Origin of the sequence: Carboxydocella sporoproducens DSM 16521, assembly GCF_900167165.1 — a bacterium.
Classification (GTDB): Bacteria; Bacillota.
The window spans coordinates 13565-25948 of sequence record NZ_FUXM01000004.1; the positions used below are offsets into that span (position 1 = coordinate 13565).

The 12384-nt window shown below is 50.1% G+C and carries 13 protein-coding genes; 3 read left to right on the forward strand and 10 right to left on the reverse strand.

The genetic code is table 11. The annotated features are described in order from the left end of the window. Positions 1-48 precede the first annotated feature (48 nt). Entirely contained in the window at positions 49-846 is a 798-nt protein-coding gene (locus tag B5D20_RS02480) for a basic amino acid ABC transporter substrate-binding protein (protein WP_078664654.1), read from the reverse strand. 123 nt (positions 847-969) lie between these two features. Beyond that, positions 970-1491, reverse strand: coding sequence for a CPBP family intramembrane glutamic endopeptidase (locus tag B5D20_RS02485; RefSeq protein WP_078664655.1), 522 nt, complete (start codon positions 1489-1491; stop codon positions 970-972). Positions 1492-1603: 112 nt separating this feature from the next. Between B5D20_RS02485 and B5D20_RS02490 the strand changes: the two genes are divergently transcribed. From B5D20_RS02490 to B5D20_RS02500, 3 genes are read left to right on the forward strand one after another with little or no spacing between them, the layout of a single operon-like run. Then, a complete protein-coding gene (locus B5D20_RS02490; RefSeq protein ID WP_159071935.1) occupies positions 1604-2239 on the forward strand; it encodes a DUF4912 domain-containing protein in 636 nt (211 codons plus the stop codon). After that, positions 2208-2645, forward strand: coding sequence for a DUF4912 domain-containing protein (locus B5D20_RS02495; protein ID WP_078664657.1), 438 nt, complete (start codon positions 2208-2210; stop codon positions 2643-2645). The genes B5D20_RS02490 and B5D20_RS02495 overlap by 32 nt, the downstream gene beginning before the upstream one ends. After that, positions 2638-4257: a glycoside hydrolase family 57 protein gene (locus B5D20_RS02500; RefSeq protein WP_078664658.1), complete on the forward strand. Its 1620-nt coding sequence runs from the start codon at positions 2638-2640 to the stop codon at positions 4255-4257. Before B5D20_RS02495 ends, B5D20_RS02500 begins: the two co-directional genes overlap by 8 nt. Here B5D20_RS02500 and B5D20_RS02505 read toward each other — a convergent pair. From B5D20_RS02505 to B5D20_RS02540, 8 genes are all read right to left on the reverse strand, one after another. Further along, complete coding sequence (locus B5D20_RS02505) at positions 4254-6671, reverse strand: sugar phosphate nucleotidyltransferase (protein ID WP_078664659.1); 2418 nt, start codon at positions 6669-6671, stop codon at positions 4254-4256. The genes B5D20_RS02500 and B5D20_RS02505 overlap by 4 nt on opposite strands. Positions 6672-6691: 20 nt before the next feature. Further along, entirely contained in the window at positions 6692-7864 is a 1173-nt protein-coding gene (locus B5D20_RS02510) for a glycosyltransferase family 4 protein (protein WP_174182997.1), read from the reverse strand. An 80-nt stretch (positions 7865-7944) separates the two neighbouring features. Then, positions 7945-8322 carry a carbohydrate-binding protein gene (locus B5D20_RS02515; protein WP_242946645.1) on the reverse strand — a complete coding sequence of 126 codons (378 nt, stop codon included), beginning with the start codon at positions 8320-8322 and terminating at the stop codon, positions 7945-7947. A 12-nt stretch (positions 8323-8334) separates the two neighbouring features. Beyond that, positions 8335-8658 carry a carbohydrate-binding protein gene (locus B5D20_RS02520; RefSeq protein ID WP_242946644.1) on the reverse strand — a complete coding sequence of 108 codons (324 nt, stop codon included), beginning with the start codon at positions 8656-8658 and terminating at the stop codon, positions 8335-8337. A 14-nt stretch (positions 8659-8672) separates the two neighbouring features. Continuing rightward, a complete protein-coding gene (locus B5D20_RS02525; protein WP_107753860.1) occupies positions 8673-8984 on the reverse strand; it encodes a carbohydrate-binding protein in 312 nt (103 codons plus the stop codon). An 89-nt stretch (positions 8985-9073) separates the two neighbouring features. Further along, complete coding sequence (gene sdhB, locus B5D20_RS02530; RefSeq protein WP_078664663.1) at positions 9074-9826, reverse strand: succinate dehydrogenase iron-sulfur subunit; 753 nt, start codon at positions 9824-9826, stop codon at positions 9074-9076. After that, entirely contained in the window at positions 9826-11586 is a 1761-nt protein-coding gene (sdhA, locus tag B5D20_RS02535) for a succinate dehydrogenase flavoprotein subunit (RefSeq protein ID WP_078664664.1), read from the reverse strand. Before sdhA ends, sdhB begins: the two co-directional genes overlap by 1 nt. Before the next feature lie 16 nt (positions 11587-11602). After that, on the reverse strand, positions 11603-12217 hold the full coding sequence (locus B5D20_RS02540) for a succinate dehydrogenase cytochrome b558 subunit (protein ID WP_078664665.1): 615 nt from the start codon (positions 12215-12217) through the stop codon (positions 11603-11605). Between the last annotated feature and the right edge of the window lie 167 nt (positions 12218-12384).

Genomic DNA, 12384 nt, shown 5'->3' on the forward strand with positions numbered 1-12384 from the left:
TCCTCCATCGATGAAAAAAGCAGGGAAATCCCTGCTTTTTATTTATTTTTAAACGCCAAAGTATTTTTTATACAGTTCGTCATATTTGCCGCTTTCTTTTACCTTCTTCAAACCTTCGTTGATTTTGTTCAACAGCTCGGTGTTTTCCTTTTTAACCGCAATACCATAGTTGTCTTCCTGCGGAAATTTGGGGTCAAAGTAAGTCACTTTAGCATTGGGGTTCTTTTTGATGAACTCCAGCACCACCGGGCTATCAGCCACTACAGCCTCAACCCCGCCATTAACCAGCTCAGTCAAAGCGGCCGGGGTAGTATCAAAAGTACGGATATCAGCCTTGTTCACACCGGGAATTTTTTCAGCAGCAAAATGACCGGTGGTATTGAGCTGAACCCCGATTTTCTTACCTACCAGGTCTTCAGGCTTGCTGTAAGGAGCCCCTTCCCTAATGGCAATATACTGAACAGCCTTGAAGTAAGAGTCAGAGAAGGAAACTTCCTTGGCTCTTTCCTCGGTAATGGTCATAGCTGAAATGACGGCATCAACACTACCACTCTTTAACCCGGGAATCAGGCCATCCCAGCCTATGTTTTTCATTTCCACTTCCAGACCAACGGCTTCACCAATGGCCTGCATTAATTCGGCATCGAAACCGACGATTTTGCCAGTACCTTCTTCTACATATTCGAATGGAGCATAAGCTGCATCAGTACCGACAACAATTTTCTGCTTGCCACCTTCATTTCCTTGTTTTTTCTCCTGGGTAGCCTGTCCGCCGCCACAACCGGCCAGAGTCAGCACCAGGCTGGCTGCAAGCAACATGGAAGCCAGCTTTTTGTAAAATACCATGTTATCAGTCCTCCAAAGCCTTGTATTTATTCTGTACGTTTTATAATTATACATCTGCCGTGCACAAAAATCAATAAAATTTTATGTTTATTCATCCCAAAAAGACAACCTTTGACCCTGCAATTATTGCCAGTAAGCGAAAAATACCAGCAAATTCCACGAAGTGTGCGCCAACCAGGGGTAAAAAATCGCCCTTTCCCTGTAAAAAAGCCAGAACAGGACCATCCCAGCCAGGGTAAAAGGCAAAAGCAACCAGCCACCACCATGAAAAGCGGCAAAAATCAGCCCATTCCCACAGGCTGCCGGCCAGAATGAGAACCGGTATAGCAAAAAATTGCCCAGCAGACCGCGAAAGAAAATTTCTTCCACCAGTGGTCCCAGGCCAATCAAAGCCAGTGCCGGCCAGTACCAGTTTGTACTCAATCCCAGTTGTTCCACTGATTGCTGGCGAGGAAAATAGGGAGCCAGCCAGAGCATCCCCTGGCCAATGAGTAAACCGCTTAATACCGCAATCATTCCCAGTTTAGCCCTGAAACCCTGAGTGGGAAAAAATTTTATTCTTTTTTTGCTGATAAGCTGCAATATAATTAAAAAAAACAGCCATAATATTTGTTGGTTAAACATTTCCTGCCAGTAATTTTTCATCTTACTATCCCTTCCTTCAGCTTCCTCCTGACTGCAGACATAATGGACTTTGAGCGGGGCAATACTAAATAAAGCTTAAGAATGGCAAATTTGCAGCAAAGGAGGATGCGGGGTGACTACCATCGATTGGTTGATTTTTTTCACCGGCCTGCTGGCTCTAGTGGCTCTTTTGTATTATCTTTTCATCCCCACCTGGCCCAGGCCAGCGCCCAAACCTGAACGGCAGGACCAGGAGTTCGCCAGTGAACTGGCCCCAGCCTTCCCGGTCAAAGAAATTGTAACAGATTTGCCCACCTATTACCAGGGAGATAATCGGCTAGTAGCTGTGGCCCGCGACCCGGAAACTATTTTTGTCTACTGGCAGCTGGATCCGGTTTACCTGGAAAGCCTGGAGGCGGAATTACCAGCCCTGAAAAGCGGCATAACCCAGCTTCGTCTTTATCGATATGATGAAACTACCGGGCAATGGCTGCTGGAAAATTGTAAAAACCTGACCAGTTTTGTGACCAGTTTTTATTTCCATCTGGCCCGCCCCGATGCCAGATATAAGGTGGAGTTAGGGCGATTGCTCAACAATCAACTCTTTTATTGCTTGCTGGTTAGCAATGAAGTAGTTACACCCAGAGCTTATTTTTCAGCTCTGATTGATGAGAACTGGCCCCCCTTGCTGCCTTTATATCAACAATTACCGCAGAAAGAAAGGATGATTGGCTCCTATGTCCATTTCACAATTGCCCCAGATGTATGAGGAGAACCGTCTGGTCCTGTTAACCCGGGATCCCTGGTGGCTGTTTGCCTACTGGGACCTGCGCCATCCTATCGGGCCGCCTGATTTGCCCCGGTTTATTCGCCTTTATCGCGGGGGCTTGAACGGCCCCCATTTTGATTATCCGGTACATCCCATGGCCAACAATTATTACCTGCGGGTTCCGGCCGCTAACTCCACATATGTCGCCCAGCTGGGGCATCTGGAACAGGGGCAGTTTGTACCCTGGCTTACCTCCAATCCCGCCCTGACCCCGCGGGCAGAAGCCTCCGGCCGCTGGGATCCCGACTGGCCCCCTCTGGGCGTAGGGCCGGAAATTAAAGCCGGTACAGCTTCAGGCTGGGGAACTTCTCCCGGTTTCTGGAAAGCAGGTGAAAAACATGCCTAAAGGCTATTTGGCTTTAGTGTTACATGCCCATTTACCCTATGTCCGGCATCCGGAAGATCCTGATGCTCTGGAAGAACGCTGGCTGTTTGAAGGCATCACTGAAACTTATATACCTTTACTGGCCAAATTTGAAAAACTGGTGGAGGATGGGGTGGATTTTCGGCTGACCATGTCTTTCAGCCCCACCCTGACCTCCATGCTCCTGGATCCTCTGTTGCAAGAAAGGTATTATGTTTATTTAAGCAAATTAAGAGAGCTTATCTACAAAGAACTGGACCGTACCTATGGCGATCCTCGTTTCCATCGCCTGGCTCAGATGTATCATTATCTGGTTAACCAGTGTTTTTATTATTTCTTTGAAAAATATGCCGGTAATTTATTAACCGGCTATCGTCGCTTACAGGAAGCCGGACGATTGGAATTGATCACCTGTGGTGCTACCCATGCCTATTTCCCTTTAAATGGTTTGACCCGTCAGGCTGTACGGGCCCAGGTGGCTCTGGCCGTAGAAAACCACTGGCGGGTGTTTGGCAGTCAACCCCAGGGGATGTGGTTGCCAGAGTGTGCCTATCATCCCGGAGATGATGAATTTCTGGCGGAATTCGGCATTAGATACTTTTTCCTGGATACCCATGGTGTATTGTTTGCTTCCACCCGACCCCGTTACGGGGTCTATGCTCCCATTGTCACTCCCGCCGGGGTAGCAGCTTTCGGACGGGATGTGGAATCTTCCAAACAGGTCTGGAGTGCCGATGAAGGTTATCCCGGCGATTTCGATTACCGGGAATTCTACCGGGACATCGGTTATGATTTGGATTATGACTATATCAAGGACTATATTCACCCCTCCGGTATCCGCTTACATACCGGCATCAAATATTACCGGATTACGGGCAAGAAGAGCGAATGGAAAGAACCCTATGTGCCCGAGTGGGCTACAGAAAAGGCAGCCATCCACGCCGGCAACTTCATGTTCAACCGGGAACGCCAGGTTGAATACCTGGCGTCCCTGATGGACCGTAAACCCATTGTGGTAGCTCCCTATGATGCGGAATTGTTCGGTCACTGGTGGTTTGAAGGGCCTCAGTTCCTGGATTTTCTCTTGCGTAAAATCCATTATGATTCCAAAATCCTGAAAACTGCTACCCCTTCTGACTATCTGGCCGAATATCCCCGTAATCAGGTTACCGAACCCTGCATCTCTTCCTGGGGCCATAAAGGATACCATGAAGTGTGGCTGGAAGGCAGTAATGACTGGATTTATCGGCATTTACACAAAGCCGCCGAACGGATGACCGAATTGGCCCGCCGGTTTACTAATCCTACGGCAGAACAGGAACGGGCCCTCAACCAGGCCGCTCGTGAACTCTTACTGGCTCAGGCCAGTGACTGGGCCTTTATTATGAAAACAGGCACCATGGTGAATTATGCCATCAGACGTACCAAAAATCATATCCATAATTTCACCAGACTTTATGAACAATTGTTGCAAAACCAGCTGGATCTCCACTGGCTTCAAGAACTGGAAATTAATAACAATCTTTTCCCCTGGCTCAATTACCGCATTTATGCCTGGGAAGCTCCTCCTCAAAAAGCGAGGGCGTCGGTTTAACCGACACCCTCGCTTTCTTTCTGGATTTCCGTAATTTTTTGCAGCAACTGCTCAGTCAAGCTTTCTGCTATTTCCATGTCAGGTCCTTCCGCATAAATACGGCAAACGGGTTCCTCCGAATCGGGCAAAACCAGGGCCCAGGCGCCATTGTCCCAGAGCTTGATGCCATCCAGCAACTCCAACTCCCGATCCTGCAATTCTTCCATCAAGCGACGCATGACCAGGCCCTTGGCTTCCCAGGGACAGGCTGTGGATTTAGCAACCCAGTTAAAGTCAGGCAGCTCCTGTAACAGCCTTTCCAGCCCTTGCTCTTCCGCCTGCCTGAGCAGAACCAGCAGGGTATAGAGATCATCGGCCAGCAGGTAGAACCCCTCTTCATCCTGCGCCCACTGATTCTGAATCAGGCCGGGATTAGTCTTGACCGGCTGAATCACCGCCCCCCGCTCTTGCAGGCGGCGGGCCAGGGCCTGGGGCCAGTGAACAGGATAGGGAATAACAGCTTGCTCTTTCCTTTGGGCATAGAGCCAGGTTTTCAGTATCTGAACCTGAGCGGGAGCCAAATACATTCCCCCGGGCAGAACCAGGGATAAGCGTTCCCCTTCTTCCCCAAACCAGAGCCCCAGGTCCAATCTTTCTGTTTGTACCAGACTGATCAGCTGTTCCAGCTGCTGTTCCCCGTCCTGGAGATAGATGAGACGAAAACCGGTATCCTGAAAGATCCGGGGTAAAATCTGGGCCAGAGCCGGAGTCAGGGCCCCTACCCCAATTCGCCATTGATAATTTTGTCCCCGCGGACGGAAATTGAGCAAAAAGCCGGTATATTCATCCAGTCCACTGGGCAAAGGCATAACCCGCCCCAGATGTCCGGCAGCTGTGCGCCGCATCCCTTCCCGTCCCAGCAGATTTTCCACCTTGCGTTCTTCTGCCGGAGTTAAGCTGGCTCCCTGCTGATTGAGGAGCAAAACCCGGGCCCGGTTGCCCTGCCCGCTGCCCTGAATATGCACCCCGCCACTGGCAGCCAGACTGCGAATCAAGTAGCGGCTGGCACCACCGGTCAGAATGCCGGCATCCCAGACCACCATCCCTGCTCCCAGCAATCCCGCCAGAACAGCATGTTTCAGCATTGCTGCCGCCGGAGAATGGTCAGTGCTGACTAACAGGGCAGTTTCCGGCTGGAATAGAGTGGCAAAAGCAGCCGCCACTTTCACCGCCTGTTCCGGAGTCAGTTCCCGGTTAATTTCTCCCACAATCCCCTCGCGCCCGAAGAGCGTACGGGGCTGGCGTTCTCCCCAAACCAGGTTTTCCCGCAGGCGGGCTCCGCTTTCCACCCGTTTCTGGGGCCAGATTTTTACCCCGGCATCTACATAAACCCGTTCGCCCAGTACCGTACCATCTCCGATCACCGCACCTTGATAAATCCGGCTCCCCTGACCCACCTTGACCTGACGGCAGAGGATAGCCCCGCGGATTTCTGCTCCGGCACCTATATTTACCCCTTCCCAGAGAACAGCCCGTTTAAGGCTGGCTTTGCTGCCGAGATGACAATTGCGGCCAATCACCGTAAAAGGCCCCACATAGGCCTCCGCATCAATAACGGTATCCGCTCCGATAAAAGCCGGCCCTTCCAGATAGGCCCGGGGATGGATTTTTGCCCCTGCCTCAGCCCAGACCCCCGGAGCTACCTGTTGACCGCCCAGTTCCAGCTGCACCCCACCGGCCAGCACGGCATAATGGGCTTCTGCATATTGTTGCAAATTGCCGATATCACACCAGTACCCCGCCAGGATACAGCCGAAGAGCGGTCTCCCTTCCGCCAGCAAGCGGGGAAAGAGATCTTTACTGAAATCAAACTGCTGACCTGCCGGAATATATTGCAATACCCGGGGTTCCAGGATATAGATCCCGGTATTGACCGTATCACTGAAAACCTCACTCCAGCTGGGTTTTTCCAGGAAACGATAGATACTGCCATTTTTATCAGTCATCACTACCCCGTATTCCAGAGGTGTCTGGACCCGGGTCAAAACCAGGGTTGCCCAGGCACCCTTTTGCCGATGAAACTCAATGGCCCGGCTCAGGTCAAAATCCGTCAGCGCATCACCACTGATAACAATAAAAGGTTCATCCAAAAATTCTTCTGCATTTTTGACACTGCCAGCAGTGCCCAGGGGAGTTTCCTCCAGAAAATAGCGCATTTCCACCCCCCAGTCACTGCCATCGCCAAAATATTCCATAATGGCCTCCGGCAGATACTGCAAGGTAACCCCAATCTGACGGATGCCATGTTTTTTCAGGAGATTGACAATGTGTTCCATCACCGGCCGGTTCAGTAAAGGCGTCAGAGGTTTGGGCCGGTCACAGGTTAATGGTCTCAGTCGGGAACCTTCCCCTCCCGCCATAATAATGGCTTTCATAGCCAGACCTCCGTTCTCTATTATTGTTCTGCCAGAATTTCTTCATAAACTGCTACCGTAGTGCGGGCAATTTTGTCCCAGTTATAGATTTCCAGCACCTCCCGGTAGGCCCTTTCTTCCACCTGCCGGGCAAAGGGCGGATCACAGAGAATTTTCAGCACATTATCGGCCAGGGAATCAGGAGAACCTACATAGCATTTCAAACCATTTACGCCATGTTTAATAATTTCCCCCAGTCCACCGGTATCACTGACTACCACTGGCGTCCGGGCCGCCATAGCTTCCAGGGCCACAATACCAAAAGGTTCATACAGGCTGGGAAAAACCGCAACGGAAGCAGAACGGTACAGTTTATTACGGGTCACATCATCGATATAACCGGTAAAATAAATTCTCTCTGTCACGCCCATCTCCCAGGCCTTTTGCCGCAAATAACCTTCCGCCGGCCCTCGACCGGCGATAACGAACTTGGTCTGGGGATGGTAATGGAGAATTTTCGGAATGGCATCCAGCAAGACATGCGCCCCTTTTTCATGCACCAGCCGTCCTACGAAAAAGACGATTTTTTCGGTAGGATGGGCATATCGATTGCGAAAATCCGGTTCAGGTTCGGTTTGAAAATCCTCCGGCCTTACGCCGTTCGGTATGATACGGATTTTGTCTTCCGGCAGAGAGAATATGTATCTCACCTCATTATGCATATATTGACTGCAAACAATCACCCGCCAGGCTTCATAAGTCAGCCACCACTCCACATCACTGATATAGCGCTGGTTATCATCATGCAGCCCCCAGTTGCGCCCGAATTCAGTGGCATGAATGGTAGCTACCAGTGGAATGTTCTGAGCGTGTTTAACCGCCCGGCTGACATATGCAGTTAACCAGTCATGGCAGTGAACAATATCCCAGGGGGCTGATTGGCTATCCCGCAAAGTCATGGTGAATTCCAGCATGGCCAGGTTCAACTGCAAAATCCAGGTGCGAAAATCCGGAGCCCGCAAATGATATGGCTGGACGCGATAAACCTCCACCCCCTCTATATTTTCATAGGCAGGCAGGTTATCTCCCCCGCAGGTGACAACCTGAATTTCATGGCCCTGTTTGGCCGTGGCCAGAGTCAAATCATGCACATGCCGGGCCAGACCGCCTACGCTTTTGGGCGGAAACTCCCAGGAATACATTAATATACGCACTGTCATCCCCCTTTCGTTCTGGATTTACTTGATTAGTTTATCCAGCGGGACGGAAAAATATGATAAAAAAAGGGCATGGTTTACACCATGCGCCCATTGTGAACAATAAAGGACCAGTTATTGCCATTGTTATTATCCCAGTTATTGGCACTGTCCTTGAAGCAGAAATTAAGCCTGGTCCCTTCGGCCACGGTTATGGTTTTTTCCCAGCCATGGCCGGTAAAATACATGGGATAGTCGGTTACCATCTGCCAGTTGTCATTGGAACCATACCCTACATGCAGGTAGATTTGCTGGGCTCCGCTTTTAGCCAGCAGGCCGTTATACAGGATTGTCACTTCCTGACCAGCCGTAATCGGGGTAGGATCCACAGTCACACCGCCCTGTAGCTGGCTTTCTGCCATCTCCTTCAAGCGGTGATCACTATCGCGGAAATTGGTGTGTTTCATTTCCACCATCATTTCACCTCCTCAGGAGATAACTTCCAGCCGCCAATTGTGGCCATTGTTGTTATCCCAGTTATTGGCCGCATCCCGGAAGCAAAAATTCAATTCATGGACATCCTGGACCTGGATGGTATTTTCCCAGCCCCGGGCAGTCCGCACCATAGGCATGTCCAGGGAATCATGCCAGTCCGGACCATAGCCGGCATGCAAATATACCTGGCTAGCACCGCTATTGGCCAGGAGGCCATTGTAGATAATGGTCACTGAACCCCCGCGGGCTACCGGCAGGGGCCCGGCTACTACACCATTGACCAGGTGCCCTGTGCCCTCAATGGCGATATGATGCACCGTCTTCACCTCCATTAGGCTCGCAAATTGTTGTTGATAGCTACTGACCAGTTGAGGCCATTATTGTTATCCCAGTTATTGGCACTGTCCTTGAAGCAGAAATTGAGGCTGCCGGGATGTTCTACTGACAGCACCTTCTGCCAGCCATTGGCCGTTTTCTGCATGGGGTAATCACAAACATATTCCCATTTATCCCCATAACCCACATGCAAGTACACCTGGTCAGCTCCCGACCGGGCCAGTAAGCCATTGTACTGAATCCGGACCAGATCACCCGCCTTGATAATGTCCGGAGTAACCTCAATTCCCTGTTGTTCAATCCGCATATAAATCACCTCCGGCATTAGTATGATACCAGCAGGGCAAATCTATGCTAAAAAAATAGCCCTCGGTTTAACCGAGGGCAAAAAACTGGCTATTTTCTTAACCAGCGTTTAATGGCATATTTTACCGTTTCTTTATTCATATCCGCAATGGAGGTAGTCAGGGGAATCTGTTTGGGACAAACCCGCACACAGTTCTGGGAATTACCACAATCCGTAATCCCCCCATCTCCCATAATGGCTTCCAACCGCTCTTCCTTGTTCATTTCCCCGGTCGGATGAGTGTTGAACAAGCGCACCTGGGAGATAGCTGCCGGACCGATGAATTTGGATTTGCTGTTCACCTGGGGACAGGCTTCCATGCAGCAACCACAGGTCATACAGCGGGATAATTCATAGGCCCATTCCTGGGTTTTGGCCGCCAGTTTGGGCCCTGGCCCCAGATCATAGGTACCATCGATAGGAATCCATGCTTTGACTTTTTTCAGATTTTCAAACATGATGCTGCGGTCTACCATCAAATCGCGAATCAGGGGAAACTTGGTCAGAGGTCTCAATTCAACAGGCTGTTGTAACTGGTCAATCAAAGCCGAGCAAGCCTGTCTGGGAACCCCGTTTATTAGCATTGTACAGGCCCCGCAAACTTCTTCCAGACAATTGCATTCCCACACTACCGGCGTAGTTTTTTCCCCCTGGGCATTGACGGGATTTTTTTGAATTTCCATCAAGGCGGAAATTACATTCATATTGGGCTTATACGGGATTTTAAACTCTTCCCAGTAGGGTTTGGCCTGGGGACTTTCCTGCCGCCGTACCCGCAGGTGAATGTATTTTTGTTCAGCCATCAGGCCTTCACCTCCGATTTATCCACATCGTATTTGCGCGGCCGGGGCTTGATCAGGGAGACATCCACCGGCTCATATTCCAGCCGTGGCCCAGCGGGAGTATAGAAGGCCTTGGTGGTCTTCAGCCAGTTTTCATCATCCCGGTTGGGAAACTCCGGCTTATAATGGGCACCCCGGCTTTCATTGCGGGCAATAGCCCCTCTGGTAATCACCCGGGCCAGCTGCAGCATACCCCAGAGATGGCGCACAAACATCACACACTGGTTGGACCAGCGGCCGGTATCCGCCAGATTGATATTCTGGTAGCGCTCCATCAATTCCTGAATTTTGGCATCGGTTTTTTCCATCCGGTCATTATAGCGCACTACCGTGACATTATCGGTCATCCATTTACCCAGCTCTTCATGAAGCAGATAGGGATTTTCCTTGCCATTCATCCGGTAAATGGCTTCCACCTTTTCCTCCTGCCGTTTGCGCTCCTGTTCAAACAGCCTTTCCTCCAGAGCAAAGGCCGACTTGCTCAAACCGCTGGCATAGGCCACTGCTGCCGGTCCCACTATCATGCCACTATAAATGGCAGAAAGCAGGGAGTTGGCACCCAGGCGGTTAGCACCATGGTACTGGTAGTCACATTCCCCGGCAGCAAACAATCCGGGAATATTGGTCATATGATTGTAATCCACCCAGAGCCCGCCCATGGAATAGTGGACACCCGGGAATATCTTCATCGGCACTTTGCGGGGATCTTCCCCAACAAATTTTTCATAGATCTCCAGAATCCCGCCCAGCTTGCGGTCCAGCACTTTAGGATCTATATGGGAAACATCCAGATAAACCATGTTCTGACCATTTATCCCCAGTTTCAAATCCACACAGACATAGAAAATCTCCCGGGTAGCGATATCCCGCGGTACCAGGTTCCCATAGGCCGGATATTTTTCTTCCAGGAAATACCAGGGTTTACCATCCTTGTAAGTCCAGACCCGACCGCCTTCACCGCGGGCCGATTCGGACATCAAACGCAATTTATCCTCTCCTGGAATAGCAGTAGGATGGATCTGAATAAACTCCCCGTTGGCATAGCAGGCGCCTTGCATGTAAACTGCCGCCGCCGCCCAGCCGGTATTGATAGTGGAGTTGGTACTCTTGCCAAAGATCATGCCCGGGCCACCGGTGGCCATAATCACCGCTTCACCCCGGAAGGCCCTGATTTCCATGCTAGCCAGGTTCTGGGCGGTAATCCCCCGGCAAATCCCCTGCTCATCCAGCACAATGGAAAGGAAATCCCAGCCCTCATACTTTTGCACCAGACCAGCTGCTTCCCAGCGCCGTACCTGTTCATCACAGGCATAAAGTAATTGCTGGCCGGTGGTCGCTCCAGCAAAAGCGGTACGATGGTGTTTGGTACCACCAAAACGCCGGAAATCCAGATGTCCTTCCGGTGTGCGGTTGAACATTACTCCCATCCGGTCCATCAAATGGATAATTCCAGGTGCCGCTTCACACATTTTCAGCACCGGTGGTTGATTGGCCAGAAAGTCCCCGCCATAAATGGTATCATCAAAATGCTCCCAGGGAGAATCCCCTTCCCCCTTGGTGTTAACGGCACCATTAATCCCCCCCTGGGCACAAACGGAGTGACTGCGTTTTACCGGTACCAGAGAGAAAAGATCAACCTTGAAGCCAGCCTCTGCTGCCTTAATGGTAGCCATCAGGCCGGCCAGGCCGCCACCAACAACGATAATCTTCTTTTCCGCCATCTTCCTTCTCACCCCTTTAGCCTCTGATAAAGCCGAACAGCGCATTCAAGCCTACAGCAGTAATAACGATAAAGAATATGCTCCAGATGATAGTACTGGTTCTCTGAGCTTTAGGCCCAATGGTAATCCCCCAGGAAACCAGAAAAGCCCACATGCCATTGGCAAAATGGAAAGTAGCAGCAATCAACCCGATAGCATAAAGAACAGCATTAACTGGATTGGAAAGCAAATTATGCATAAACTCAAAACTCATTTCAGTGCCAAAGAACAGGGTTTGCAAACGGGTATTCCAGACATGCCAGATGACAAAAATTAAAGTGATGATACCGGAAAGCCGCTGAATCCAGTAAAACCAGTTACGATAATACCGGTATTGAAAAACATTGCTCTCTCCCGTCAGAACAATCCAGGTCCCGTAAATACCATGGAACAGAAGCGGCAAAAAAATCAGGAGTAACTCAATGAAGATAAGATAAGGAATACTCTGAAAAAACTCCACCTTTTCATTAAAGGCTTGTGCCCCTTTCAGGGCAAAGGAATTGGTAAACAAATGCTCCAGCAGGAACAAACCAACTGGAATCACCCCCAGAAGGGAATGGAGCTTGCGGATGAAAAAATGATTATCCGCCATAAAGCCAAAACCTCCTCCCATGATGATTGCTTTTCAGTGATATCGTTTACTTGCAAAAAGCATGCCATAAAAAAATTAGACAGGTTAAGCCTCAGACTCACCGGCCTTTATTCTTATTTCTTGTTTTTATAAAAATGTGGCTAATGAATCGTCTTTTCTTTTCTATT